The organism is Streptomyces sp. NPDC050508 (assembly GCF_040655155.1).
In the GTDB taxonomy this organism is placed as follows: Bacteria; Actinomycetota; Actinomycetes; order Streptomycetales; family Streptomycetaceae; genus Streptomyces.
In genome coordinates, this window is record NZ_JBFAJJ010000016.1 from 131,889 (window position 1) to 158,816 (window position 26,928).

Annotated in this window: 21 protein-coding genes; 4 read left to right on the plus strand and 17 right to left on the minus strand. The window is 70.4% G+C overall.

Annotation, left to right across the window (positions count from 1 at the left end; genetic code table 11):
- Window positions 1-38 precede the first annotated feature (38 nt).
- Genes AB0I69_RS36615 through AB0I69_RS36635 form a run of 5 tightly spaced genes read right to left on the minus strand, consistent with a single transcriptional unit; the run spans window position 39 to window position 5,099 of the window.
- Window positions 39-1,277 (minus strand): helix-turn-helix domain-containing protein, encoded by a 1,239-nt coding sequence (locus AB0I69_RS36615; protein WP_363100041.1) that lies wholly within the window; start codon window positions 1,275-1,277, stop codon window positions 39-41.
- On the minus strand, window positions 1,274-2,647 hold the full coding sequence (locus AB0I69_RS36620; RefSeq protein WP_363100042.1) for an NAD-dependent succinate-semialdehyde dehydrogenase: 1,374 nt from the start codon (window positions 2,645-2,647) through the stop codon (window positions 1,274-1,276). Before AB0I69_RS36620 ends, AB0I69_RS36615 begins: the two co-directional genes overlap by 4 nt.
- Before the next feature lie 39 nt (window positions 2,648-2,686).
- Complete coding sequence (locus AB0I69_RS36625; RefSeq protein WP_363100043.1) at window positions 2,687-3,337, minus strand: RraA family protein; 651 nt, start codon at window positions 3,335-3,337, stop codon at window positions 2,687-2,689.
- Window positions 3,334-3,741, minus strand: coding sequence for a Rid family hydrolase (locus AB0I69_RS36630; RefSeq protein WP_363100044.1), 408 nt, complete (start codon window positions 3,739-3,741; stop codon window positions 3,334-3,336). The genes AB0I69_RS36625 and AB0I69_RS36630 overlap by 4 nt, the downstream gene beginning before the upstream one ends.
- Window positions 3,738-5,099 carry an MFS transporter gene (locus AB0I69_RS36635; protein ID WP_363100045.1) on the minus strand — a complete coding sequence of 454 codons (1,362 nt, stop codon included), beginning with the start codon at window positions 5,097-5,099 and terminating at the stop codon, window positions 3,738-3,740. Before AB0I69_RS36635 ends, AB0I69_RS36630 begins: the two co-directional genes overlap by 4 nt.
- Window positions 5,100-5,423: 324 nt before the next feature.
- Between AB0I69_RS36635 and AB0I69_RS36640 the strand changes: the two genes are divergently transcribed.
- Window positions 5,424-7,103, plus strand: coding sequence for a thiamine pyrophosphate-dependent enzyme (locus tag AB0I69_RS36640; RefSeq protein ID WP_363100046.1), 1,680 nt, complete (start codon window positions 5,424-5,426; stop codon window positions 7,101-7,103).
- Window positions 7,104-7,146: 43 nt separating this feature from the next.
- On the plus strand, window positions 7,147-8,394 hold the full coding sequence (locus tag AB0I69_RS36645) for a M20 family metallo-hydrolase (RefSeq protein ID WP_363100047.1): 1,248 nt from the start codon (window positions 7,147-7,149) through the stop codon (window positions 8,392-8,394).
- A 15-nt stretch (window positions 8,395-8,409) separates the two neighbouring features.
- Here the strand turns inward: AB0I69_RS36645 and AB0I69_RS36650 are convergent, their stop codons facing one another.
- Together AB0I69_RS36650 and AB0I69_RS36655 are read right to left on the minus strand one after the other, a co-directional pair.
- Window positions 8,410-10,794: a SpoIIE family protein phosphatase gene (locus tag AB0I69_RS36650; protein ID WP_363100048.1), complete on the minus strand. Its 2,385-nt coding sequence runs from the start codon at window positions 10,792-10,794 to the stop codon at window positions 8,410-8,412.
- Window positions 10,795-10,901: 107 nt separating this feature from the next.
- Window positions 10,902-11,645 (minus strand): phosphatase PAP2 family protein, encoded by a 744-nt coding sequence (locus AB0I69_RS36655; protein ID WP_363100049.1) that lies wholly within the window; start codon window positions 11,643-11,645, stop codon window positions 10,902-10,904.
- Window positions 11,646-11,880: 235 nt separating this feature from the next.
- Here AB0I69_RS36655 and AB0I69_RS36660 point away from each other — a divergent pair, with 235 nt between their 5' ends.
- Window positions 11,881-13,479 (plus strand): MFS transporter, encoded by a 1,599-nt coding sequence (locus tag AB0I69_RS36660; RefSeq protein WP_363100050.1) that lies wholly within the window; start codon window positions 11,881-11,883, stop codon window positions 13,477-13,479.
- A gap of 175 nt (window positions 13,480-13,654) precedes the next feature.
- Window positions 13,655-14,290, plus strand: a complete 636-nt coding sequence (locus AB0I69_RS36665; protein WP_363100051.1) for a TetR family transcriptional regulator — start codon at window positions 13,655-13,657, stop codon at window positions 14,288-14,290.
- 28 nt (window positions 14,291-14,318) lie between these two features.
- On the opposite strand, the gene AB0I69_RS36670 is transcribed toward AB0I69_RS36665, so the two are convergent.
- The 10 genes from AB0I69_RS36670 to AB0I69_RS36715 form a co-directional block, all read right to left on the minus strand.
- Window positions 14,319-15,392 (minus strand): ABC transporter permease, encoded by a 1,074-nt coding sequence (locus AB0I69_RS36670; protein ID WP_363100052.1) that lies wholly within the window; start codon window positions 15,390-15,392, stop codon window positions 14,319-14,321.
- The gene (locus AB0I69_RS36675; RefSeq protein ID WP_363100053.1) at window positions 15,389-16,930 is read right to left on the minus strand and encodes a sugar ABC transporter ATP-binding protein; all 1,542 of its coding nucleotides are present in this window, start codon (window positions 16,928-16,930) and stop codon (window positions 15,389-15,391) included. The genes AB0I69_RS36670 and AB0I69_RS36675 overlap by 4 nt, the downstream gene beginning before the upstream one ends.
- A gap of 1 nt (window position 16,931) precedes the next feature.
- Window positions 16,932-18,191, minus strand: a complete 1,260-nt coding sequence (locus AB0I69_RS36680; RefSeq protein ID WP_363100054.1) for a sugar ABC transporter substrate-binding protein — start codon at window positions 18,189-18,191, stop codon at window positions 16,932-16,934.
- A 363-nt stretch (window positions 18,192-18,554) separates the two neighbouring features.
- Complete coding sequence (fabG, locus tag AB0I69_RS36685; protein WP_363100055.1) at window positions 18,555-19,316, minus strand: 3-oxoacyl-ACP reductase FabG; 762 nt, start codon at window positions 19,314-19,316, stop codon at window positions 18,555-18,557.
- Window positions 19,317-19,396: 80 nt separating this feature from the next.
- A complete protein-coding gene (locus AB0I69_RS36690) occupies window positions 19,397-20,344 on the minus strand; it encodes a zinc-binding dehydrogenase (RefSeq protein WP_363100056.1) in 948 nt (315 codons plus the stop codon).
- Between the two features lie 81 nt (window positions 20,345-20,425).
- Window positions 20,426-22,618, minus strand: coding sequence for an acyl-CoA dehydrogenase family protein (locus tag AB0I69_RS36695; RefSeq protein WP_363100057.1), 2,193 nt, complete (start codon window positions 22,616-22,618; stop codon window positions 20,426-20,428).
- 50 nt (window positions 22,619-22,668) lie between these two features.
- The gene (locus tag AB0I69_RS36700) at window positions 22,669-24,270 is read right to left on the minus strand and encodes a long-chain-fatty-acid--CoA ligase (protein ID WP_363100058.1); all 1,602 of its coding nucleotides are present in this window, start codon (window positions 24,268-24,270) and stop codon (window positions 22,669-22,671) included.
- 59 nt (window positions 24,271-24,329) lie between these two features.
- Window positions 24,330-25,100 carry an SDR family NAD(P)-dependent oxidoreductase gene (locus AB0I69_RS36705; RefSeq protein ID WP_363100059.1) on the minus strand — a complete coding sequence of 257 codons (771 nt, stop codon included), beginning with the start codon at window positions 25,098-25,100 and terminating at the stop codon, window positions 24,330-24,332.
- On the minus strand, window positions 25,097-25,870 hold the full coding sequence (locus AB0I69_RS36710) for an alpha/beta hydrolase (protein ID WP_363100060.1): 774 nt from the start codon (window positions 25,868-25,870) through the stop codon (window positions 25,097-25,099). The genes AB0I69_RS36705 and AB0I69_RS36710 overlap by 4 nt, the downstream gene beginning before the upstream one ends.
- Window positions 25,867-26,925 (minus strand): LLM class flavin-dependent oxidoreductase, encoded by a 1,059-nt coding sequence (locus tag AB0I69_RS36715; RefSeq protein ID WP_363100061.1) that lies wholly within the window; start codon window positions 26,923-26,925, stop codon window positions 25,867-25,869. Before AB0I69_RS36715 ends, AB0I69_RS36710 begins: the two co-directional genes overlap by 4 nt.
- Window positions 26,926-26,928: the final 3 nt, after the last annotated feature.

The following is a 26,928-nucleotide window of genomic DNA, read 5'->3' on the forward strand; positions in this document are numbered from 1 at the left end:
ACCCCCCGACACCTTGGTCGGGGGTACCTGGACCCGCGTCACATCAGCGGCAGGCGGTTCGCGCTGAGGGCCAGGACCACCAGGGCCGCGTCCTCGGGGCGCCTGGGGTCGCGGCCGGTGAGTTCGGCGAAGCGGTTGAGCCGTTGCTGGATGGTGTTGCGGTGGCAGTACAGGGCGGCGGCCGTGTCGGCGACGGAGCCGCTGCCCGACAGGTGCGTCTGGACGGTCTCCAGGAGCCGGTCCACCTCCGCCGGAGGAGCTCCCGCGTGCAGGCCGCCGAACACATCGGCCGCCAGATCCCGGCCGAGGTCCCCGGCCCGATGGACCAGCACGTCGAGCCAGCTGTCCTCCAGGCGATGCGGTTCGGTGGCGTCGGGCGGGAGCACACGGGCTGTGGCGATCGCCAGCGTCACCGCACGGGGCACCTCGGTCAGCCCGGTCACCTCCGAGGAGACACCGCACGGCGTCCCCTGAAGCTGTGCCAGCACCGCGTCCCGGGTCAGCCGGGGGCTCAACTGGACGACCAGGACCATGTCCGAGGCGACCGCCTGCTGTTGCAGCGGGGCACCGAGACCGCGCAGTGCGTTGGCGACTCCGCGCAGGGAGGCTTCACCGCCGCCGGGAGTGACCGCGCACAGGAAGTGTCCGGACACCTGGAACCCGAGCGCCCGCGCCGCGTCCTGCACCACGGTGGGGTTGCGGCCGTCGCTGTCCAGGAGCCGACTGAACCACAGCCGCCGCTCGTCCTCCGTCCGCCGCCCCATCTCCAGCACGGTGCGCTGATAGGCGGTCATGATGCCGGTGACGTGGTGCTCGACCGCCTCCCACACGTAGTAGGCGGAGTTGACCAACTGTGCCCTGCCCTCGTCACCCGCGCGCCGGACCAGCGCGGCCCACACGACCCGGAAGTCCACGCGGGCGGCCTGCAACAGCGCGTCCAGCGGAACGCCCTGCCGCGCCCGCTGTTCGCCGACCCGCTCGGAGACACCGGCGATGTGTTCCGGCACCGGAAGCCGCGCCACGGTGCGCAGCAGCACCTCGAACGCCTGCCAGGCACTGTCGCGGAAGTCCTGCGGAGAGACCAGCTCCGAGTAGGAGGCGCGCAGCGGCCCCACGTACTCGGCCCATTCGTCGACCAGGCTGTCGATCTCCTCCAGGCACTGGCGTGCCAGCGCGACGACATGTGGGTCCGGCGGGGGCAGCGCCGAGGGCGAGGGCGGAGTGTGCATGTGCTCCATCCTGGCCTGCTCCTCCCCGCCCGGCAGCAACGCGCTCATCCCCGCACGCGGATGACCTTCCGGTTGACGAACTCGCTCATCCCGTACGCACCCAGTTCCCGCCCCACACCGGAGAGTTTGACCCCGCCGAAGGGGAGGTCCTCCTGGGTGCCGGAAGGGCCGTTGATCGAGACCATGCCGACGTCGAGCGCGTCGGCGACCGCCTTCGCCGCGTCGAGGTCGCGGCCGAACACGACACTGCCCAGGCCGTACGGCGTGTCGTTGGCGAGGCGGATCGCCGTCTCCGTGTCGGGGACCCGGTGGACGACCGCGACCGGGCCGAAGATCTCCTCCCGGTACGCGCGCATGCCGGGGGTGACGCCGGTGAGGACGGTCGGTTCGACGAAGGCACCCTCGCGGGCGGGCCGCTTGCCTCCGGTCACCGCCGTCGCGCCCTTCGCCACCGCGTCGTCCACCTGCGCGATCACGGTCCGGGCGGCCTCCTCGGAAGACAAGGGCCCGAAGGGGACGCCGTCCTCGGTGGGATCCCCGACGGTCAGGTCCCGCACCGCGTCGGTGAAGGCGTCCAGGAAACGGTCATAGACGGAGTCGACGACGATGAACCGCTTCGACGCGGTGCATGCCTGTCCGGCGTTGCCCATCCGGCCCTCGACGGCCGCGCCGACCGCGACCTCCAGATCGGCGTCGGGCAGGACGACGAAGGGGTCGGAGCCGCCGAGTTCGAGGACGTACTTCTTGAGGTGACGGCCCGCGACCTCGCCCACCGCGCGTCCGGCGCGCTCCGAGCCCGTGAGCGAGACGCCCTGGACCCGCGGGTCCGCGATGACACGGGCGACCTGCTCGTTGGTGGCGTACACGTTGACGTACGCACCGGCTGGCAGTCCGGCCGCCCGCATCATGTCCTCGATCGCCTGCGCCGACTCGGGGCAGTTCGGGGCGTGCTTGAGGATGATCGTGTTGCCGAGGACGAGGTTGGGCGCCGCGAAGCGGGCCACCTGGTAGTACGGGTAGTTCCACGGCATGACGCCGAGGAGCACGCCGAGCGGTTCGGACCGTACGACCACGTCGTCGCCGCCGCGGATGTCGAGCCGCTGATCGGCCGCGAAGTCCGGGCCGTGCTCCGCGTAGTACGCGAAGATCGCGGCCGACAGGTCCACCTCACCCCGTGCCTCGCGGGTGGTCTTGCCCATCTCGCGCGTGATGATCGCGGCCAGTTCCTCGCGCCGCTTCTCGAACTCCCGGGACACGGCGAGGACGAGTTCGGCGCGCTCCTTGACCGGGCGTCGCCGCCAGTCGGCGAACTCCGCTGCCGCCGCCTCGACCACGCGGTCGACCGTGGCGTCGTCGGCCGTCGAATACCGCCGCACGAGCCTGTTCGTGGCCGGGTCGACGATCTTGTATTCCGTCATGTGTCTTCCGTCTTCCTTCCTTCGCGAAGCCGAGGTGGATCAGCCGAGGTGGAGAAGCGTCCGCAGGTCCTCGCCCGCCCGGATCCGCGCGAGGAGTCCCGGCTCGGCCGCGTCCGACAACTCCGCCTGCCGTACTACGGCGGCCAGCGCGGCCGGCGGCAGGGCGATCACGCCGTTGGCGTCGCCGAGGACGATGTCGCCCGGTGCGACACGGACACCGCCGATGTGCACGGGAACCTGGTGCCGCCCTCCTTCGCCGTCCAGCCGCTTGGTGGTCAGGCAGCTGGTGCCGCGGGCGTGAACCGGCAGGCCGGAGTGCCGATCCGTGAGCGCGTCCACGTCGGTCACCACGCCGTCGACGAGGATGCCCGCGGCGCCTCGCGCTCGCGCCGCCGCGACCGTGACGGCGCCGATCGGCGCGTGGGTGCGGTCGCCGCGCATGTCGACGACCAGCACCTCACCGGGGCGCAGTGCGACGAGCGCGCGGTTCACGGCCGTGGCGTCCGGAACGTCGAGGGCGAGTGTGGCGGCCGTACCGGCCATCCGGCGCGGCTGCCCGAGCCGTCGTACGGCCGGGTCGACGAAGCCGTCTTCGAGCAGGTGGCCGAGGGTGGGGAGGTCGACATGCGTGAGGCGCTCCAGCAACTCCGCTTGCCCGAGGGCTACTTGCCCTGTCGCCGTGACGCTCACCGCTCCCCCTCCGTCCGGACCACCGCGACGCAGTCGATCTCCAGGGTCACGCCCCACAGCCCCACGCACACCGTCGTCCGCGCCGCCCGGCGCTCGGCGAAGTACGTCTCGTAGACCTTGTTGTAGGGCGCGAGTTGGTCCGGTGAGCTGAGGTAGGTGTTGACCTTGACGACGTGGTCGAGGTCCGAGCCTGCCGCGTGGAGGACTGCTTCGAGGTTGCGCAGGGTCGCGTGGACGTCGTCCTCGAAGGTGCCGGTCGACGTTCCCGGAGCATCGGGTATCTGGCCGGTGGTGAAGACGAAGCCGCCTGCGGACGTCGCCTGGACATAGGGGCCTACGGCGGCGGGGACGCCCGGCGGCGATTCGATCCGCCTGATCCCGTCGACGCTCGTACGGCTGCTCATGCGACGGCCCCGATCGGGCGGCCGGCGGAGCTGGACGCCAGGCCCGGCTCGTCGATGTCCCCGAACCGGGTCTCGGCGAGCAGGAACAGGGCCAGCAGGGACAGGGTCGCCGCGCCTAGGACGTACCAGGCGATCGAGGAGCTGTTCCCGGTGGCCGTCAGCAGCCACGCGGTGATGGCGGGCGTCGCCGCGGACCCGAGCAGGCCCGACAGCATGTAGGCGACCGAGAGGCCGGAGTACCGCACATGGGTGCCGAAGAGTTCGGCGAGGAAGGTCGCGATGGGGCCGTAGTTGGCGGAGAAGGCGAGCATCATCAGCGCGTAGGCGACGAAGACCAGCGGTGCCGAACCGGTGTCCAGCAGCCAGAAGAACGGGAAGGCAAGGACGGCCTCCGCCGCGATGCCGGCGTAGATGACGGGCTTGCGGCCGACCCGGTCGGACAGCCGGCCGAAGTACGGGATGGCCACGAAGGCGACGGCGCAGGACACCATGACCGCCCACAGCATCAGGTTCTTGGAGTGTCCGAGGTCGTTGGTGCCGTAGCTCACGCCGGAGGCCACCATCAGGGTGAAGGTCGATCCCGTGGACAGGGTGGCGACACCGCCGAGCAGCACCTGGCGCCAGTACCGGCGCATCAGGGCGACGAACGGGATCTTCGCCTTGGCTCCCTCGTCGCGGACGGCCTTGAAGGACGGCGTCTCCTCGATGTGGAGCCGGATGTACACGCCGATGCCGACAAGGAGCGCCGAGGCGAGGAAGGGGATACGCCAGCCCCACGAGTACAGCGCGTCGTCGCTCGTGGTGGAGGCCACCAGCAGGAACGCCCCGTTGGCGAGCAGCGTCCCGATCGGCACGCCGATCTGGACCATGGAGCCGAAGAACCCGCGTCGATCGGCCGGCGCGTGCTCGACGGTCATCAGTACGGCGCCGCCCCACTCGCCGCCGAGCGCGAGGCCCTGGATCACCCGGAGGCCGAGCAGCAGGAGGGGTGCGGCCACGCCGAGGGTGCCGTAGCCGGGGACGAGGCCGATGGCGAAGGTGGCCACGCCCATCGCCGTCAGGGAGATCAACAGCATGGACTTGCGGCCGAGCCGGTCCCCGAAGTGACCGAAGAGCACGGCCCCCACCATGCGCGCCAGATAGGCGGAGGCGAAGGTCAGGAACGACAGGATCGTGCCGACGGCCCCGTCGAACTCGGGGAAGAACACCTTGCCGAACACGAGCGCGGAGGCGGTGCCGAACAGGAACAGGTCGTACCACTCGACCGTGGTGCCGACCATGCTGGCGAGGGAGATCCTGCGCATCTTCGTCGCGTCGAGCCGGCTGTCGGGGGTCGGCGGGGAGGCGGGAGCGGTCACGGGGACTCCGGTCTGAGCAGAGGAAGCGGCTGGGGACTGTGCGGGCGCCATCGGGTCGGCCCACCGTGCATCGACCCCTTCACCGGCCACAAGGAGCAGAAGCACACCGCCACGGGCCGTCGACTGTGCAGATGACCAATGCGCCACGTCGCACCACGAAGACTGGATGAAAACTTCGTGTTACGGAGCCTGGCCCCGCATCCACCTCTGTTCATCTGCACATCGCTGCGGCCGTATCCGGGGGCCTTTGCCCCGTGTTTCCGGCCGCCCCGAAAGCAACACTGACCGGGCAACCGCGGCCTCAAGAGAAGGAACACACACCCGATGGCGAACGTCGCACCCGAGTCTCCCGAGCCCTCCGAGCGCCCCCTCTCCGCCGGCCATCTGCTCGTCGCGCAGCTGGAGCGCGAAGGCGTACGGCGGGTGTACGGCGTTCCCGGCGAATCCTTCCTCGACGTCCTCGACGGCCTGCACGACTCGCCGATCTCGACGGTCGTCACCCGGCACGAGGGCGGCGCGGGCTTCATGGCACTGGCCGAGGGCAGGCTCACGGGGCTGCCCGGGGTCGCGATGGTCACCCGGGGTCCGGGCGCCGCGAACGCCTTCATCGCCGTCCACACCGCGTACCAGGACGCGACCCCGATGCTGCTCTTCGTCGGTCTGGTCCCGGTGCCCGACCGGGGCCGGGAGTCCTTCCAGGAGTTCGACCTCACCGGGTGGTTCGGCAGCACGGCGAAGAAGGTCGTCATGCTGGACGACCCGACCGCCGCCGCCCGTGTCGTCGCCGAGTGCGTCCACGTGGCGCGGAGCGGTCGGCCGGGTCCCGTGGTGATCGGCCTCCCCGAGGACGTCCTCACCCTGCCCGCGGGTACCTCCCGCCCGGTCCAGCCGCTGGCGGTGCCCCGGCCCCGCGCCGCCGAGGCCGAACTCAAGGAACTGGTACGGCGGTTTGAGCACGCGCGCCGCCCGCTGATCGTCGTAGGAGGCGAGGGCTGGACCGCGGACAGCGGCCAGGAACTCATGCGCTGGGCGACCCGCCACTCGATCCCCGTCCTCGCCGACTTCCGCGCCTACGACGCCGTCCCCCACGACCTCCAAGGCACCGGTGCCTACGCCGGTTCACTCGGCTACGGCCGCGGCGACCACGCCGCCCGGCTGCTGGACGAGGCGGACCTCACCGTCTTCCTCGGCGCCCCTCGCGGCGACGTGCTCAGCGACGGATACACGCGGGGTCTCGACTCGGAGACGGTGCTCGTCCTGCCCGGCGACGCACAGGGCCACAGCGGGCGCATCGACCAGTTCGTCTCGGCCCACGCACCGTCCTTCGTCCTCGACCTGGTCACCACGCCCGCGTCACCGGATGCCGACGTCGCATGGTTCAAGGCGGCCGGGGAGGCACACGCGCACTTCTCCACTCCCTCACCCGAGACGACGGCCTCGGACGACGACGCCTACGTCGACCTCACCGCGGTCATGAGCGTGCTGCGCGAGGAACTCACCCCCGACACCGTCATCACCTACGGCGCCGGAAACCACGCCCTCTGGCCGGCCCGCCACCTTCCGCACCGCACCCCGTCCTCGCTCGTCGCCCCCCGCAACGGCGCGATGGGCATGGGCATACCGGCCGCCGTCGCCGCCTCGCTGGTCTTCCCGGGACGCGAGGTCGTGTCGGTCGCGGGCGACGGCTGCTTCCTGATGAACGGCCAGGAACTGGCCACCGCCGTGGGCCACGGCGCCGTCTTCGTCGCCCTGGTCGTCGACAACGGCTGCTACGCGACGATCCGCGAACACCAGGAGGGCGCCTACCCCGGCCGCCCGTCCGGCACCCGGCTCACCAACCCGGACTTCGCCGCATGGGCCCGCTCGTACGGCGCGTACGGCGAGACCGTGACCTCGCACCGCGACTTCCGCAAGGCGTTCCGCCGCGCCCGCGCGAGCGGACTCCCGGCCGTACTGCACCTGATCCAGGACCCGACGGTCCGCGCACCGGCGACCGCCGCCTGAGCCCCCGACTCCCCCCTCCCGCAACCCCCGACAGGACGTGATCATGAGCACCCCCGACGCCACCCTCTTGAAGGACTTCGCGACCCTCTCCGCCTTCGGCGCCACCCCCGCCGGCGGAGTCGACCGCCAGGCAGCCACCGCCGCCGACGGAGAACAGCGCGCCTGGCTCCACCAGTGGCTCACCGCCCGTGGCGCCGAGGTCCGCTACGACGGCGTCGGCAACCAGTTCGGTCTCTTCACCGTCACGCCCGGAGCCCCGTACGTCCTCACCGGCTCCCACCTGGACAGCCAGCCGCTCGGCGGCCGCTACGACGGGGCGTACGGCGTCCTGGCCTCGGCGCACGCCGCACACCGGGCCGTGCGCCAGTACGGCGACTCCGACGCCGCATCGAAGTACAACGTGGCGGTGGTCAACTGGTTCAACGAGGAAGGCTCCCGCTTCAAGCCGAGCATGATGGGCAGCGCGGTCTTCACCGGGAAGCTGCCGGCCCGCACCGCCCTCGCGACGACCGACCCCGCGGGCACCACCGTCGAGACCGCCCTCCGCCAGATCGGCACGATCGGCGACTACCCCGGACCGGACGTGGCCGCGTACGCCGAGATCCACATCGAGCAGGGTCGCGACCTGGAGAACAAGGGGCTCACCATCGGCCTGGTGGACGCCACTTGGGCGGCACGCAAGTACCAGGTGGTGGTGCGCGGCGAGCAGTCGCACACCGGATCCACGATCATGGCGGACCGACGCGACGCCCTTTTCGGTGCCTCGCTCCTCGTCGTGGCGGTGCGTGAACTGGCCGAGCAGAGCACGGACCTGCCGTTGCACACCTCGGTCAGCGAGATGACCGTCGAGCCCAACTCCCCTGTCGTGGTGGCCCGCGAGGTGCGCATGCACGTCGACCTGCGCTCGCCCGACGAAGCCCTGCTCGACGCGGCGGCCAAGAAGCTGGCCGAGTCGATCCCGGGCATCGAGGAGCGCGCGTCGGTCTCCATCGAGCAGGTACAGACGCATGGTTGGGGCGTGGCGCCGTTCCCGGCGGCCGGTGTCGAACTCGCCGCCCGGGTCGCCGACGAGCTGAGGCTCAGCCACCAGACCATGATGACCATCGCCGGCCACGACTCGGTCAACATGAAGGACATCGCGCCCTCGATCATGCTGTTCGTGCCCAGCATCGAGGGAATCTCCCACAACGAGGGCGAGTTGACGAACGACCACGACATCAGCGCGGGCACCGATCTGCTGACCGAGGTGGTCAGCCGACTCATGTCCGGCGCCCTGGACGACACACGATGAATCAAGGGAGGGCGGTCAAGCGGCCTGGTCCGGTGGTGGAAGAGGGATGAGCTGCTCGGTCCAGATGGTCTTGCCGGTGCGGTTGTAGCGCGTTCCCCATCGTTCGGTGAGCTGGGCGACGAGGAACAGACCGCGGCCGCCCTCGTCGAGGACGCGGGCGCGGCGGAGGTGTGGGGCGGTGCTGCTGCTGTCCGAGACCTCGCAGATGAGGTTGTCGTCATGGATGAGCCGCAGTCGGATGGGCGGCCGGCCGTAGCGCATGGCGTTGGTGACGAGTTCGCTCACGACCAGTTCGGTGGTGAACGCCTCCTCCTCCAGGCTCCACCGGGCGAGTTGGTCGTGGACCCTCTTGCGTGTCTCGGCGACGGTGGCCGGATCGCTGGGCAGGTCCCAGGAGGCGACATGGTCCCGGTCGAGGATTCGGGTACGGGCGAGCAGCAAGGTGATGTCGTCGTCGCGGGGTTCGGAGCTCAGCGTCTCCAGGATGTCGTCGGCCAGTGTGTCGAGTGACGCGGCCGGCCGCTCAAGGGCATGACGAAGGTCGCGGAGTCCCGCGTCGGTGTCGTGCGTGCGGGTCTCCAGGAGCCCGTCGGTGAAGAGGGCGAGCAAACTCCCTTCGGCAAGGGCGAGTTCGGTCACCTCGAAGGGCAGACTCCCCAGGCCGAGCGGGGGGCCGACGGGTATGTCCACGACACTGCCGGCACCGTCCGGGGAGAGCAGTACCGGAGCCGGGTGGCCGGCCGTGGCCATGGAACAGGTGCCGGCGACCGGGTCGTAGACGGCGTACAAGCACGTGGCGCCGACGTCGCCGGGGATGTCGCCGGTGGCGTCGGGGTCCTGGCCGTCCGCCGTGTGGGTCACGATGTCGTCGAGATGGGTGAGGAGTTCGTCGGGCGGCAGGTCGAGGTCGGCGAGGGTACGCACCGCTGTGCGGAGTCGGCCCATGGTCGCCGCCGCGTTGATGCCGTGACCGACGACGTCACCGACGACGAGGCCCACCCGCGCCCCGGGCAGCGGAATCACGTCGAACCAGTCGCCGGCCGCCTGATCGCCTCTCCCCGCCGGCAGATAGCGGGCGGCCGTCTCGACGGCCGGGTGCACAATCGGTCCGTGCGGCAGCAGGTTCCGCTGGAGGGCGAGCGCTATCGCGCGTTCGCGGGTGAACCGGCGGGCGTTGTCCAGGCAGACCGCGACCCGTGCGACCAGGTCTTCGGTGACAGCCAGATCGTCGAGGGCGAAAGGCTCGCGCGAGGTGGCGGACCTGATGAACAGCACCACCCCGAGGACCGTGCTTTGGGCACGGATCGGCACCGCGATCAAGGAGTGCGTCCCGAGTGCCTCCGTGAGCGCCGCCGGAAGGTGTTCCTCTGCGAGCCAAGGGCCGATCTCATGGGGTGCGACTTCGCGCAGCACCGCGCTGCCGTCGGCGAGGCACTGGGCGACGGGTGAGGACGGGGCATGACGGCATGTCTTTCCGGCACTCGGCTCGGTCCCGGACGGCAGCGGAAACGCCGACCGGTGGGCGGCGCGGCGCAGCACGGTGGGACCGAGCGGGTCGGCGGGCGCGGGCAACTCGCCGCCGAAGACCGGTTCCAGCAGGTCGACGCTGACGTGGTCGGCGAAGCGCGGGACAGCAACCTCCGTGAGTTCCCTGGCAGTTGTCACGATGTCCAGGCTGGAGCCGATACAGGTCCGGGCCTCGCTCACCAGGGCGAGCCGCTCCCGGGAGGCGTACTGCTGGGAGTAGTCGGATGCCGCCCAGCCCACCGCGTGTATCCGGCCCGCCCCGTCGTCGAGTGGAAAGATGTCGACGGCCCAGGCGTGCGCCTTGGGTTCGCCCGGGAGCCTGACGAACGGCTCGGTGAACTCCGGCTTCCCTGTCCGGGCCACTCGGAGGATCCGCCGCTCCACCTCCTCCGCCACGCTGTCGTCGACGAGTTCGGTCGGTCGTCGCCCGCGGGCTTCGTCCTCCGACACGCCGGTCGCCCGCAGCATCATCGCGTTTCCGCGCAGCAGCCGTGCGTCGCGGTCGTACACGACGAGGGGGGCGGGGTGCTGTTCGAACATCCACCGCATGAGCGCGTCGTCCGAGGGAGCTCCCGAAGCCTCGCCGGAGTGGACCGTCACCAGGTACGCCGCCTCCCGATCGGTGTCGAGCAGGGGGCTCAGCCGCAGTTGTGCGTCCAGATGCCGTCCGTCGCGGTGCAGCGTCGTTCCGTCGGCGGTGACCAGGTCGGCCACCGAACTGCCGATGATCTGTGCGGCGGTGTAGCCCAGGAGGGATTCCGCCCCCCTGCTCCAGTACGTCACCCGGCCGGCTCGGTCCGTCACCGCGACAGCGGCGGAGGTGTCGACACGGGCGCCGACGAGCGAGGCGATCTCCTGGCCGGATCCGTCCATGGCGTTTCTGACCTTTCTCCCGCATAGGCGGGCAATATCCACCATGGGCTTGGGGCCATCGGATGGCAAGGCGGCCCCGACCACAAGCAACTGCGGCCGGGGCGGAATCAGCCCCGGACGCGGGTGAGCGGGTGGCGCCTGGCGCGTCGGTCCGGCGTTCCGGGCGACGCGGGTGCCGGAACTCGCACGAACAGGAGCACGGCGCCGATGCGGGCGCAGGTGACGATGCCGTCGAGCCAGTAGTCGGCGGCGGTGGCGACGACGAGCAGCAGGGTGAGCAAGGGGTGCAGCAACCAGAGCCATCTCAGTCGGCTGCGGGTGGTGACGATCAGTCCGACGGCGACCGCCACGGCACAACCGACGTACAGGGACGGCATCGCCCCGTAGTCGTCCGGCAGGGTCCCGGTGGCCGGCCCCGTCCCGGCCGGCATCCGGGGCGGCGCCATCGGCAGCAACAGATGCAGGACGAGGGCCACGCCGGCCAGCCCGGTGAGGGCCCGCCGGATCCAGACGTAGCGAGCGGGGTGCCGCCGGTACATCCAGACCAGGAGGACGACGGTCGCCGGCACGTGCACTGCCGCATAGCAGGTGGTGACCGCGTGCACGAGCGGGTCACTGTGCGACAGGCCGCGCTGGAGCGTCTCCTCGTCGGGCAGGCGCAGGATCCGTTCCAGGTGCCGGACGTCGTGCGCGTTGCGGTGGGCCGCGCCCGGGCTTCCCTCGACGGCCCACCCGTCCAGCTCGTAGGCGAGGAACAGGCCCGCCGCCAGGAGCAGTTCGCGGATCGGCGACGGACGGGAGACGGCTACGGGAGCCTTCGCTTGCCCGCCTGCCCGTGGGGACGAAGCCATCGCGAAGAAGCCCTCCATGACGAAGCGGTCGGGGACCGCGCCCCCGTTGCCCGGGCTGCCATCGGCCGCACCTGCGCCGCCTCCGGTTCCGACGCGGCACAGGTGATCATATGGCATCCGAATGCAATACGCCTACGCGATGCCAATTGAGCGAGATTGACAAATGGCAGTCGAGTGCCACATTGTTTCGAGGTCACCTTCCCCAGCCGTCGCGCATCCGTGGAGGACCCCACCCATGAGTCAGAGCGTCACCTCGAAGCCAGAAGGAGCGAAGGCCGCACCGCCCCGGCCGGGCCCGGGATGGCTGCGCGGCCATCCGTGGCTCTCACTCGTGGTCGTCGCGATCGGCGTCATGCTGGTGGCCCTGGACGGCACGATCGTCGGCATCGCCAGCCCGGCCATCCAGAAGGATCTGGACGCGTCGCTCGCGGACATCCAGTGGGTCACCAACGCCTACCTGCTGTCGATCGCCGTCACCTTGATCGTCATCGGCAAGCTCGGCGACCGCTTCGGTCACACGAAGATCTTCATGGCCGGAGCCCTCGGCTTCATCGCCACCTCTGCCGGCATCGGCCTGTCAGGCGACATCAAGGTCATCATCGGTCTGCGGGTCCTGCAGGGCGTCTTCGGCGCCATGCTCCAGCCCACGGCCCTCGGCATCATCCGCGCCACCTTCCCGGAGGAGAAGCTCAACACCGCCATCGGGATCTGGGGCGCGGTCGTGGCCGCCTCCACCGCGGCAGGCCCGATCGTGGGCGGACTCCTGGTCGAGCACGTCAGCTGGCAGGCGTGTTTCTACGTCAACGTCCCCGTCGGCATCGTCGCGCTCGTCATGGGCGGGCTGTTCCTCAAGGAGACGCACCTCGACCGTGAGGCCAAGTCCTTCGACGTCCCCGGCATCGTGCTGCTCTCCGCCACCCTCGCCCTGCTGGTGTACGGCGTGATCAAGGCTTCGGACTACGGCTGGGGCGACGCGAAGACGCTCGCCCTCTTCGGCGGCGCGGCTGTCGCGTGCGTGTTGTTCGTGCTGCGCGAGTCCCGCGCGAAGGAGCCTCTGCTGCCGTTGCGTCTGTTCCGCTCCGTGCCGCTGGTGGCGGGCACCCTGTGCGTGCTGATCCTGGCCTTCGCCCTGTTCGGGGTCATGTTCTACCTGACGTTCTATTTGCAGAACGTGCATGGACTCAGCGCGGTAGACGCCGCCACCCGGATGCTGCCGCTGACCGGCCTGATGGTCGTCGCCTCCCCCATCTCCAGCAAGCTCATCGACCGCTTCGGCCCGCTCCCGCCCATAGCCGCCGGTATGGCGCTGACCACCGTGGCGATGTTCGGACTGTCCACGCTGGACCTCGGCTCGGGCACCAATGCCACCGTGGTCTGGCTCGCGATCCTGGGCCTCGGTCTGGCGCCGATCATGGTCGGCGCGACCGATGTGATCGTGGGCAACGCCCCGGTCGAGCTGGCCGGTGTGGCGGGTGGTCTGCAGTCCACCGCCATGCAGGTCGGCGGCGCTCTGGGCACCTCCATCCTGGGCGCGGTGATGTCCGCCAAGATCGACAACGTCTTCGCCTCCCGGTGGACCGACGCCCACCTCCCCACCCTCAGCGACGCCCAGCTCGACCAGGCGAAGGAAGCGGTCTCCGTAGGCGTGGCCCCGGTGCCGTCGGGCACGCCGAAGTCCGCAGCCCAGCTGATCACCCAGGTCTCGCACAGCACCTTCATGGACGGCCTGCACAACGCCCTCATCGTCACCGGCTCGATCGGCGTCGTGGGCATCCTGATCGCCCTGCTGATCAGGCGCGGCAGGAAGGTCGAAGGGGCGGCCGTCCACATATGACCGCGGGTCCGCACGTCGCGGGCCTGCTCCGAACGCGGGAAGCGCGTCCGTTCCACAGCGAGCGGACGGAGGACGGACAGCATGACTTCCCGCGCGGCCGGGGCCCTCGTGGGGACGGTGGGCCCCGGCCCCTGTGGCAGACTCCCAGGAAAAATGAGGCAGGAGGTACTAAGAGGTGGCGGTCGACCCGAGTTCGGTGTCCAGCCTGCGGGAGCGCAAGAAGCTCCGCACCCGGTACGCGATCATCGACACCGCCGTCGGCCTGTTCCTCGAACGGGGCTACGACGAGACGACCGTCGCCGAGATCGCCGAGGCCGCCGAGGTCGCCCCGCGTACCTTCTTCCGCTACTTCGCCACCAAGGACGAGGTCGCCCTCGACCTGGTCACCGAGGCCGACGAGAAGGCCCTCCTCGCCCTGGAGGCCCGCCCGGCCGGCGAACCTCCGGTCACCGCACTGCGCAACGCCACGCGCACGACCGTGGAACAGCTGAGGGAGAGCAACGACGGCACCGACGAGCTGTGGCTGCGGACCCAACGGCTTCTGGAGAAGTCACCGCCCCTCCTCGCCGCGTACCTGCAGCGCGCCAAGTCGATCGAGAACCGTATGGCCCGTTGCCTCGCCACCCGCGAGGGCGTGGATCCCGACACCGACATGCGTCCCACCCTCGCTGTCAGCGTCGTCGGTGCCGCCCTGCGCGCCGCCGAACGGCAGTGGTCCACCCTGCCCGGCGCCACCCTGGACGACCTCCTCCACCTCCGTGACCTCGCGCTGGACATCCTGCAGGAGCCTCTCGACCGCCACTGGACCTAGGGCATCTCGGGATCCCGGCAGGGCCGGGTCAGGTCGCCTCGCTCTCCGCACGGTCCAGTTGCTTCAGTTGCTGGGTGCGGAACCGGCGGGCCCGGATGCGCAGCGCCCATGAGGACAGCGCCACCGCGAGGATCAGTGCTGCGCCGTTGACCAGCGGCGATGCCCACAGCGGTGCGCCCAGCAGCACCAGGCCCGAGGAGACGAAGGCAAGGAAGAGCACGGCCACGAACAGACCGGGCACGTTCTGCCTGCCGGGTGTGAAGGCCGTGGAGCCCAGGAACACCGCGGCGAAGATCGGCAGAAGGAGGCTGTTCGCCGCCCCGGAGGCGGTCGCCGAGCCGAGTTGGCCGGTGAGTACGACGCCCGCGACGCCGGCCAGGGTGCCCCCGAAGGTGAAGGCGGCGATCCGGAACAGGCCCGGCCGGATGCCGGTGAGGGCCGCGGCTCGCGGGTTGGCGCCGACCGCTCGGAGCTTGCGGCCGACGGGCAGGTAGCGGAGCACCAGCGCCGTGCCGAGCATGCAGACGATGCCGTAGTAGACCGAGAGCGGCAGTCCGAGGGTTTCCGTGCGGGCCATCGACGTGACGGCGTGCGGGACGGTCAGGATGTCGGCGCTGTTGCTGTAGGCCAGGCCGACGCCGCTCAGCAGGGTCGCCATGCCGAGCGTGGCGACGAACGATGTCACCTGGAGTCGCTCGACGATCAGGCCGTTGACCAGGCCGACGACGGTGCTGGCCAGGATCGCGACCACCACTGCGAGCGGGGTCGACAGGCCGTCGTTCGTGGTGAGGCCAGCCACCAGGATGTTCGCCATCGAGATGTTGGCCGCGGCCGAGAGGTCGATGGAGTCGGTCAGCAGCGGGATCATCACGGCCAGACCGCCGATGATCACGGGTGTCTGCTGGTCGAGGGTGGACTTCACGTTGTCCCAGGTCGCGAACTCCTCCGGCCGGGCCAGGCTGAAGACGACGAGTGTCAGCACGAGCAGCAGGAGCAGGCCGTACCTGCCGAGGCGGTGCGACAGGACGCCGACGCTCCCGGAGCTGGGCTGGTGACGTGGCGGAGCGGCGCTCGGCGCGCTCGCTCGGATCGGGGCGGTCATAGCGTTCCTCCGTATGCCATCTCGGTCAGCAGGTCGGCGTGGAGTCGGGACGCGTCGAGTTCACCGACGACCTGCCCTCGCCGCATGATCAGCGCGCGGTCGCACAGGTCGACCATTTCCTGGAAGTCGGTGGTGATGACCAGGGCCGCGGTGCCCTTGGTCTCGCACTCCGAGCGGATCTCCTCGTGGATGTCCGCCTTGGCGCCGACGTCGACGCCCGCCGACGGTTCGTTCAGGATGATCAGACGGCGGTCGAAGCCCAGCCACTTGGCCAGCAGGATCTTCTGCTGGTTTCCGCCGCTGAAGGTGGAGACGTCGCGGTCGGCCAGGGGCGGCGACACCCGGAACGTTTCGAGCAGCCGGCGGCAGGTCGATTCATCGACTTTCCCGCGCATCGGGCGCCACCACGGTCCGGGCGGGCTCATCAGCATGTTCTCCGCCGCGGTGAGGGAGGCGGCGAGGCCCTCCGCCCTTCGGTCGGCCGGGACGAATCCGATCCCGGCCGCCAGCGCGGCACGCACACCGCTCGGTCGGTAGGCGCGCCCGTCGAGACTGAGGGTGCCCCCTTCAAGGGGCATATCTCCGACCAAGGTCCGGCCCACCGCGAACTGACCCGCGTCGGCCAGTCCGCACAGACCGAGCACCTCGCCTTCGTGGAGGGCGAGCGAGACCGGTCCGAAGCCCCGGCCGCGCAGACCCTCGGCGGTCAGCCTGGCGGATCGGACCGAGCGGGCCCCTCTCTTTCGTACCGCCTTCGGCGAGGCGTCGCCTCTGCCGGTGATCAGGCGGATCAGCTCCGTCTCGGACAGCTCCTCCGCCGTACGCACCGCGACGGTTCGCCCGTCCCGGAGGACCGTCACCCGGTCGCAGACACGGAGGACGTCCTCGCTGCGGTGGGTGATGAGGACGCAGGCCACTCCGTCGGCGCGCAGCCCGGCCAGGAGGTCGAACAGTTTCCTGGCCTGGCGGGCTTCGAGGTAGGCCGTCGGTTCGTCGAGCACGATGAGCCGGGCACCGTGGGCCAACGCCCGGCACACCGCGACCAACGTCTGGTCCGCGAGCGGCAGTTCGCCCACGGGCCGGGTCACGTCACATTCGAACCCGAGGCGATCGACCACAGCCTGCGCCGCCGCCACTGTGGCCGACTCGTCGATCAGGCCCGCGCGCCGGACGTACCCACTCGACAGAGCGATCGTGTCCGCGACCGAGAACTCCGGGAAGAGTCCGAGATCCTGATGGATGAAGGCGAGACCCGCTCCCCGGCGTTCGCCGGGGCCTCCCGAGGCGAGCTCTCCGAAGAAGCGCAGCTCTCCGTCGTCGGGTCGTTCGACGCCGGCCAGCAGCCGTACCAGCGTCGACTTGCCCGCGCCGTTCTCCCCCAGCAGGCCGTGGATCTCACCGGCACGGACCTGGAAGTCCACTCCGGCGAGAGCCGTCGTCGGGCCGTAGACCTTGCGCAGGCCCACCGCGTCGACCGCCGACTCCACTACCGAACTGCCCCTGGGCAAAACGCCGTTGAGTGGGTTCTCACTGGTCATCTCAGTTCCTGACCCCGAGGACCGTGTCCTTGAGCGAGACGTTCCAGGCCTTCTCGTACGGAGACAGCCAGTCGTTCGCCTTCAGCTCGGCCGCCGTGATCGACGCGTAGTCCGGAGCCGAGGAGTCCTGCTTCGTCCAGTACGTGATCGGCAGCCGCAGCGCGTCCTGCGCCAAGGGCTTCTCCCCCTGCGCGAGCCGGCTGACCTGGTCGATCGCGGCAAGGGCCAGCATCGCCTCGGGATGGTGCACAACCACGGGCACCTTGCCGTCCTTGAGGAGCTGGATGCTGCCCGGCCCGGCGGTGTTGACGATGAGCTTGGCGTCCCGGTCGCGGGAGGCGCTGATGCCGTTCAGCGCACCCGGCAGTGGTGCGGACCCGTTCGGCCACAGCACGTAGTCGATATCGGGGTCCGCGGCCAGGGCAGCGGCGACGCTGCTCTGCGTCTTCGTCGGGTCGATGAACACGTCGGGGTTGAACTGGACGCTCTTCGTCGAACAACCCGAGCACGCCTTGAGGTACTGCTCGGCCGCCGGGACATTGGCGTCGCTGAACCCCGGTGCGCTGACCACCAGGGTCTTCGCCTTGCCGTTGCTCTGCGCGACCGCCCAGGCCGCGAGGAGCGCCTTCTGGACTCCCTCGGCGGCGGGAACGTACGCGTCGAAGCCGCCACCGCCCGACGTGTCCTGGTGGATGCCGACGGTACGGATGCCCTGGGCGCGGGCCTTGGTCAGCGCGGGGGCGATCCAGGTGGCCGGGACGACGGGGGCGACGATGGCGGTGGGCTTGTAGAGGATCGCCTGCTGCATCGCTGCCAGCGCGCCCTGCTGAGTGGGGGTCGCGGCCTGGAAGACCTTCACGTCCCAGCCGAGCTTCGGGCCGATCTTCTCGATCAGATGCGTCTGGTACACCGGGCTGCCCACCGGGAACGCGTAGACCACCGCCACCTTGATCTTCTTGCCGGCGGGCAGTGCGCTGGGGGTGGGCATGTCCTGTGCTTTCCACGCCACGAGCTTGTCGGCGGCGACCGTCCCGAACGAGGGACCCGTCACCGCGCCCTTCGCCGCCTGGTCGAGCAGCGCTCGCGACTGCGACACGTAGTCGCCGCCCCCGGTGGTCGCGCCGGCGGCCGCGGTGTCGGCCTTGCCGGACGAACATGCGGCCAGTGTTGCCAGCGCCAGTGCGCCGAGCAGTGACCTTGTCAGAGTGATACCGCGAGACGCCCGTCGATTGCGGGCCAGTGGTTGTACGGCGACCTTCATGTACCTCTCCTGCCTCGTCGCAGGTGGAATGAGCCTGACTGAGATGTCGTCTCCATGGAGGTCACGTGACGTCGGTGGGGGACCACGTGACGCCGATGACGATAGGGGCAACCCACCCAAAGAACAACACTTCTGCGTCGCCATAACATTATTTGTTTCGTATTGGGCGCCGCCACGGCAGCTACCGTTACAGGTAGCGCAGAGGTACCAGAAATGATCAATAACAAGTTCACGTCAGTCGTTCATAAACAACGGACTGATTGTTCGAGAAATGGCCGGGCCGCCGGGTTCCACACCCTCCGCACAGTCATCGCGGCGCGGAGGAACCCAGCGGCCCGTCCTACCTGTCACCCCACCCTCGGCTCAGCCGTGCGGGCCGCCCGCGACGTACAGGATCTGCCCGGACACGTAACCGGCGGCCTCGCCGACGAAGAAGGACGCCGCGTGGGCGATGTCCGCCGGTGTGCCGCCGCGGTTCACCGGGATCGTGCTGACCACGGCCTTCTTGAAGTCCTCGAACTCGATGCCCAGCCGCGCCGCGGTGGCCACCGTCATCTCCGTCTCGATGAAACCGGGGGCGATGGCGTTGGCGGTGACGCCGAACTTGCCCAGCTCGATCGCGAGGGTCTTGGTGAACCCCTGAAGACCGGCCTTGGCGGCGGAGTAGTTCACCTGACCTCGACTGCCCAGGGCCGAGACGCTGGAGATGTTGACGATCCGGCCCCACCGCGCCTCGGTCATGTACCGCTGGGCCGCGCGGGTCATCAGGAAGGAGCCGCGCAGATGGACGTTCATCACCGCGTCCCAGTCCAGTGCGCTCATCTTGAACAGCAGGTTGTCCCGGGTGACACCGGCGTTGTTCACCAGCACGGTCGGCGCGCCCAACTGTTCGGCCACCCGCTCCACACCCGACTGCACCGCCTGCTCGTCGGCGACATCGACCCCCACCGCGAGGGCCCGGCCGCCCGACTGCTCGATCTCGGTCACCACGGGCTTGCAGGCGGCCTCGTCGAGGTCCAGTACGGCGACCGCGAAACCGTCCTGCGCCAGGCGCCGGGCCACGGCGGCGCCGATTCCGCGGGCCGCGCCGGTGACGACGGCGACGCGTTCGTTGGGGGTGCTCATATCGGCTCTCCTGCCGGGTCGGGAATCAGGTGGACGCCGGGCTCCGAGTCCCGGCCCCGGCGCTTCGGTCGGAGTCGGGTTCAGTCCCCGATGCGCGCGACCAGACGCGCGTCCAGTCCGCCCTTCGACAGCCGGGCGAGGCCCGTGCCGATCTCCTCGAAGGCGATCGTCTCGGTGACCGGGCTCAACTCCCCGGTGGCCATCAGCTCGTACACACCCCGCTGCGCTTCCGGGGAGGCACCCAGCGCGCCGACCAGGGTGACCTGCTTCATGATCAGCGACTTGGTGCTGATCGTGGTCTCCAGCGCCGCCATACCCGGGAGGACGACCCTCCCCCCACGCTTGACCGTGTCCACGGCGGCCGCTGTCGTCGTGCCGGCGCCGGCGAAGTCCACGATCACGTCAAGCTGCTCGTCCGCCAGTTCCCGGATGTCGGTGACGATCCGCTTGGCGCCGGATTCCCTGGCCAGCGGCCAGACGTTCTGGTTGCGGGTGGCGACGTAGACCTCGTAGCCGAGGAGGACCGCGATCCGGGTGGCGAGCTGCCCCAGACCGCCGAAGCCGATGATGCCCACCTTGTCGCCAGGCTTGGCCTGGCCGACGCCGACCAGGGCGTGGTAGGAGCAGGCCCCGGCGTCCGCGCCCACGGCCGCGTGCTCCCAGCGGACGCCCGTGGGAATGCGGATCAGGTCCTGGGCGCGGGCGAGCATCCTGGGGGCGTAGCCGCCGTCCCGTTCGTGGCCGGGCATGGACGCGTAGGTGAGGAAGACGCTGACCGAGTCACCGGTCTTCCAGTCGGTGACGCCCTCGCCCACCTCGCCGATCACACCGGCGATCTCGTGGCCGAGAGTGATCGGGTTCTTGCTGCCGTGGCGGGGCCAGTTCTCGTCCTCCAGCATGCCGATGTCGGAGTGACACAGACCGGCCGCCTTGACGTCGATCACTACTTCGCCGGGGACGGCGACGGGTTCCGCCACCTCGTTCAGGACGAGGGGCTCATGGACCGCGGTGAACTGCCATGCCTTCATGCGCGCAGCGCTCCTTGTACGAGTACGGATCACGAGTACGAACAGGGGTGAACGAGTGCAGACGAACAGCGAGTTGCTCGGTCAGCGGGGCAGGCCCATCCCTCGTGCGACGAGGTTGCGCTGGATGTCGCCGGTGCCGCCGGCGATCACGCCCATGATCGAGGCGCGGAGACCTTCCTCGAAGTACCCGTCGCCGACCGCGCCTTCGACCCCGTGGTGGTGGAGGGCGTCCGGGCCGAGCAGTGCGACGGCGGTGGCGTTCAGGTTCTCGGCGAGCTCGGTCGCGGAGATCTTGGCCATCGGCGCCTCCTTCCGGGCGCCGTCGCCGGAGGCCATGGCCTCGACCGCGGCGTTGACCAGGGCGCGCGCCGCCTGGAGCCGGACGGCCAGGCGGCCGATCTCCGGCCGGAGGTCCGCCCTGCGCTTCGGCGGCACCAGCTCCGGGTGCTCGAACACCAGCCGCACGAGCCGGTCGAACGCCCGGTGAGCCTTCATGACACTGGCCCCGATCAGGACCCGCTCGGCCGCGAGCGCGAGGCTCAGGGCCGCCCACCCTTTGTTCTCCTCGCCGATGAGCCGGTCCTCGGGGACGAAGACGTCGTCCCAGAAGGTCGTCGCCGACACGTCGCCGCCGAGCGAGTGGTGCTGCTGGACGGTGATGCCCGTGGAGTCCAGGTCGACCAGGAACAGGCTGATCCCGGCGTGCGGCGGGGTGGCCTCCGGCGCGGTCCGGGCGGCGAGCACGATCAAACGCGAGTCGGGCACGCAAGTACCCCACAGCTTCTGGCCGTTGACCCGCCAGCCGCCCGGCACCCGCTCCGCGCGAGTGCGCAGCGACGCGAGGTCGGAGCCCGCGCCGGGCTCGGAGTAGCCGAGCGCGACGGACAGGTCTCCGCGCCGGATCTCCGCCAGCAGCAGGTCCCGCAGGCCGGGCGGTCCGGCCTTGATCAGCATCGGCGCAATGGAGTTGATGCCCATCCAGATGTTGCCGACCGGTGGGTCGCTGTAGGCGATCGCCTCGGAGAAGGCCGCCGCCTCGGCCGTACCGAAGCCACCGCCGCCCAGCTCCTGGGGCCAGCCGACCCCGATCCAGCCATGGTCTCGTAGGACGGTACGTGCCGCGTCGTCCCACGAACTCAGGCCGGCCGGGGGCCCGTTCGTCCAGGGCGCGAACGCGTCGAGGACCTCCCGGCGTATCCGCTCCGCCTCCGGACCCAGGTCGAAGTCCGGCAACCGCGCGCCCTCGTCGACGAGTTGGTCCCCCACACCCGTGGTGCCGGCGTCCGCCGACAGTACGGCCAGATCGGCGTGGGCCCGGCGGAACAGCCAGGGTGCCTCGTGTTCCTCGAAGTAGCCGACGGCCGCCAGGGTGTGGTGCCCGCCGAACTGGAGTTCGGCAAGGGTTCCGGTGACGAACTCCAGGTGGATCTCCGCCGCCGTACGCCACTGCTCGTCGCCCTTGCCGAGCAGGACCATGGCGTGGTCCAGGAGCCGCCGGGCCGCGGTCAGCGCGGTCTCGACGTCCACGAGCCGGTGGGACACCGCCTGGAAGGAGCCGATCGGCTTGCCGAACTGCTCGCGCTGACAGGCGTGTTGGACCGCGAGCTCGTGGGTGCGCCGTACGGCCGCGACCGCGCGGGCGGCCAGGCCGGTGCGCCGCAGCAGAAGCAGGTCGGGGTGGTCCTCCAGCTTGGCGGTCCACTCCGGCGGCCCGGACAGCCGCACCTCGGACCAGGCCGGAACTGCCAGCCCAGGCAGGGGAGTTACGACGGCACCTGCCAGGGCGTGCCAGGCCAGCAGGCCGGCCTCCTGGTCGACGGCCAGGACGTGCGTGGCGGCGGTCCCGGCCTCCAGGTGCCGTACGACGGTCTCGCCGTCCTCCCGGCTCCGCGCCACATGGGCCAGCACCGGGCGGACGGAGCCCTCGGCGATCTCGCGGACGGCGGAGCCGTGGCCCCGGTCCTCCAGTACGCCGGCCGCCAGCGCGGTGTCGACGACGGGCAACGGGCAGGCGACGCGGCCCAGTTCCTCCTGCACCGCGATCGCGGCTGGGGTGAGTTCGCGGCCGGCGAGGTCCGTCCAGCCCTGTCTGGCGGCCACCGTCCACAGCGCGGTGACGTCACCGGCCTCGGCGGCCGTGGCCGTCGGCCAGTGGCGGGAGCACTCCCCGCGCACGGACTCGCGCAGGGCGTCCAGGTCCGCGGCGTCCATGCCGCCCCAGGAAGCGCCGGAAGTGTGCGCCGGAGTCTTCCCGTCCGGTCGTTGTCGGTTCATGGTTCTCCTCGTTCCGGCACGGTCGGGCCGACCGGATGGTTCCGGTGCCGTCAGGCCTGCCGGATGTCGAGCCGTCCGGCCTCGCGGTCGGACCTCAGCTGGGTCTTGAGCACCTTGCCGCTCGGGTTGCGCGGCAGCAGCGGCACCACCGCGATATGGCGCGGGTGCTTGTAACGAGCGAGGCGCTCCGCGCACCACTGCACGAGTTCCGCGGGCGTGGGCGGATCGTCCTCTACGCCTGCGACAACCACGGCGAGCGGCGTCTCGCCCCACTTCTCGTCGGGTACCGCGATCAGCGCGACCTCGCGGACCTTCGGGTGGGCGGCGAGGACGTTCTCCACCTCGGCGCAGTAGATGTTCTCGCCGCCGGAGATGATCATGTCCTTCTTGCGGTCGACGATGTAGAAGTAGCCGTCCTCGTCCTGCCGCCCCAGGTCGCCGGAGTGCAGCCAGCCGCCCCGGAACGCCTCCGCCGTCTCGGCCGGTTTGTTCCAGTAGCCCGCCATGACCGCAGGACCCCGGTAGACGATCTCGCCGATCTCACCGCGCGGCACGTCGTTCAACTCCTCGTCGACGACGCGGACTTCGACGTTGGCCAGCGGGGTGCCGACCGAGCCGATCCGGCTCAGGGCCTCGTCGCCGCGGAGCATGGTGACGATGGCGCTGGACTCGGTCTGCCCGAACGCCGTCTCCACCGAAGCCGTGGGAAACGCGCCGATGAGCTTGCGCAGGAACGTCGTCGTGGCCGGAGCCGCGCCCCAGGCGACGCGGCGCAGCGCCGACAGATCGCGTTCGGCGATGCCGGGTACGGCGCAGATCAGTTCCCACTGGGCGGGGACGAAGAAGCAGGACGACACGCGTTCCCGCTCCAGCAGGTCGACCACGCCCGACGGATCGAACCCGCCCGACGGGAGGACGACAATGCGTCCGCCGCGCATGAGGGTGGGCAGCATCCCGGACAGCCCGGCGATGTGGAACAGCGGGGTCGCGGCCAGCCACACCTTGTCGTCCGGCGGGAGGCCGAGGTGCGTCATGACGCTGAACGCGTGCATCAGCAGGTTGTGGTGGGTGAGCACGGCGCCCTTCGGGCGACCGGTCGTGCCCGAGGTGTACATGATGAAGGCGGGGGCCCGCTCGTCGACCGGCACACCCTCGTAGTGCGGCGACGCCGAGCGCAGCGCCTCTTCGTAGTCCTCGCCGGAACCGTCGTGCTCGGCCCCGAACACCAGGCAGGGTCCGGTGTGCCCGGCTTCCTTGCGTGCCTGGTCCATCGTCTGCGCCAGCGCGTCCTGTACGACGACGGCTGCGCCACCGCTGTCCTGAAGGACGTAGGCGATCTCGTGGGCGACCAGCCGGAAGTTGACCGGGACGCAGATCGCCCCGAGCCGGCCGGTGGCGAAGTAGGCCTCCAGGACCTCAAGGGTGTTGAACCCGAGCACGACCACACGGTCGCCGGGGCCCACCCCGCGGTCGCGCAGGGCGTTCGCGAGACGGTCGACGCGCTCGTCGATCTCGCCGTACGTGCGCTGGGCGTCCCCGCAGCAGAAGGCGATTTCGTCGCCGACCGTGCGGGCGTGCCGGGCCAGTTGGTCGGCCAGGGTCATGCCGCGGCCCGGCAACGGTGGTGTCGAGTCGGTCGTGCGTTCGGACATCGTCGTGCTCTCCCTGTCGGACATCGTCGTCCCTTCCGGAGCGTGGGCGCCGGAGCCGGTCACAGCGCGGTCATGCCGCCGTCGATGAGAAGGTCCACACCCGTGAGATAGCCCGCCTCGTCGGAGGCCGCGAACACGGCCAGGGACGCCACGTCCTCGGGGGTGCCCATCCGGGTCGCGATCAGCGAACGGTCGATCAACTCCTGCTCCGCACCGGGGTGTTTGGAGAGGTAGTTGCGGTCGACGACGGGGGTCTTGATGGCGCCAGGGCTGATCGTGAGGGCGCGGATCCCGTGCGGGGCGCCGTCGGACGCGACCTGGCGGGTGAAGGCCAGCACCCCGCCCTTGGCCGCGCAGTGGGCGGCGAATCCCTGGCCGGGGGTGGCGACGTACGCCGACGTCGACGCGGTGTTGATGACGACTCCGCCGCGTTCGGCGAGGTGGGGCCAGGCGAACTTCGTGACGTAGAAGACGAGGTCGAGTTCGTTGCGCATGGCGTACCGCCAGTCCTCCACCGAGAGGTCCGGCAGCGGCGCGAAGCGGGGTGAGGAGGCGTTGTTGAAGACCACGTCGATCCGTCCGTGGACGGCGGCCGACTCCTCGACCCAGGTGCGCGCAGCCTCCGGGTCGCCGAGGTCCACCGGCGCCATGCCGGTCATCTTGGCGCCGGTCTCCGCCACCAGCTCGACCGTCTCGCGGTTGCCGGCCTCGGAGAGGTCGCAGCCGATGACCAGCGCGCCCTCCTGGGCGAACCGGACGGCGGCAGCGCGGCCCATGCCGCTCGCGGTGCCGGTGATGAGGGCGACCTTGCCCTCAAGGCGTCCGGTCATCGGCCGGCCTCCTGACTCGGGTCGGCCACGGCGGCCGGGAGGAGCTCCGGGTCCTCGGCGAAGAGCAGGTGTCCGCGGCCCGGGAAGGTGCGCAGTTCGGCCTGCGGAATCGCCTTCTGCCATGCGGCGGCGTGCGGCAAGGGACTCACCTTGTCCTCCTCTCCCCACAGGAGCAGTGTCGGCGCGATGATGCGGGCGAGGGTGTCCGCCAGCTCGGGGTCATGGGGGCCGGGCATGATCCGGGTGCGCGACACGTGCTCGCGCTCGCGGGTCGCCCGGAATTCGGGGTCCGGCCCGCTGGGGAAGCGTCCCTCGAAGATCCGCGGGTCGGTGGTCATCAGGGTGAGGCGTTCGGCGGGGCTCATCGAGGCCAGGTCCGGCACCGGGCACTCCGGGACGTTCATGCCCCAGGGCGCCCCCAGGACCAGTCGGCTCACCCGCTCCGGGTAGCGGGCCGCGAAGTGGGCCGCCCGCCATCCGCCCAGCGAGTGGCCCACCAGGACCGTCCGCTCGATGCCGAGTGCGTCGAGCACGTCCAGCGTGTGCCGGGCCACGTCCTCCCGGCTGCTGATGGGAGGTTCGAGCTCGGTGGATCCGTAGCCCGGCAGGAGCGGTGCCACGACGCGGAAGCGGCCGGACAGGGCCGTCAGGAAGTCGAGGCCCTCCACGATGCCGCCGCCGTGCAGATGGACGAGCGGTTCGCCGGTGCCGTCCACGCGTACCTCCGTGGATCGCCCCCGTACGTCGATGGTGGTGCCGACGAGGGTCATTCGTCCACCGCCTCGCGGACCGCCGGGATGACGTGCTCGGCGAAGGCGTCCAGCGTGCGGGTGCCCTCCTCGGCCGTCATGTCGCCGAACGGGATCATGAGGACGAAGTAGTTGGCGTGCCCGCGCCGCGCCTGCTCGACGTAGTAGTCACGCACCTGCTCGACGGTGCCGGCCACCGCCATACCCGACTCCAAGGGGTCCTGGTCGAGCACGGCCTGGGCGACCGGGTTGTCCATGGCGGGCAGTTCGGTCTGCAGGTGCGGCGGAACGTTGCCGCGGGCCCGCGTGATCGACTCCTGGTAGTAGGACCACGCACGGCGGAGAGTCGCCTTGGCCTCCGCCTCGGTCTCCGCGATGACGACCGACTGGGTCTGGCCGATCAGCGGGTCCTTGACGTGCGGGTTCTGGTGACCGGGCACTTCCCGGCTGACGGCGCGCAGCTCGTCGTAGCGCGCCCGCGCGGCGGCCGTGACGGGGCCGGTGGTCACGAAGTTGTGCCCGCCGCGGCCGGCGACCTCGATGTTGCCGGCCGTCCACAGCGGCGGGTACGGGTGCTGGACGGGCTCGAAGGGGAGCTTCATCTCCATGAAGTCGTAGAAGGTCGAGTCCTCGCTGGAGATGATGCCGGTCTCCCACGCCTCCAGCAGCATCGCGGAGATCTCCTTGGCGCGTGCCCCTGCCTCCTCCGGATCGTGGCCGAACTGGAGGTGCTCGAACTTGGTGATGCCCTTGCCGAGCCCGAGTTCGAGCCGGCCGTGGGAGAGCACGTCCAGCATCGCCAGGTCCTCGTAGACGCGGACCGGGTGGTGCAGCGGGAGGCAGACGACCGTGGGGATCAGCTTCAGCCGTGTCGTCTCACGGGCCAGTGCGGCCAGGAACACGGACGCGGACGGGGAGGCCGAGAGGCGGTGGCCGTGGTGCTCGGCGAGGTGGAATCCGTAGAAGCCGGCCTCCTCGGCCCGCTTGAGGAAGGCGATGCGGGATTCGTAGAGGGCCTCGACGCCCTGGTCGCCGCTCATTTCGATGTGATCGAAGATCCCGAACTGAATGGGCACGGG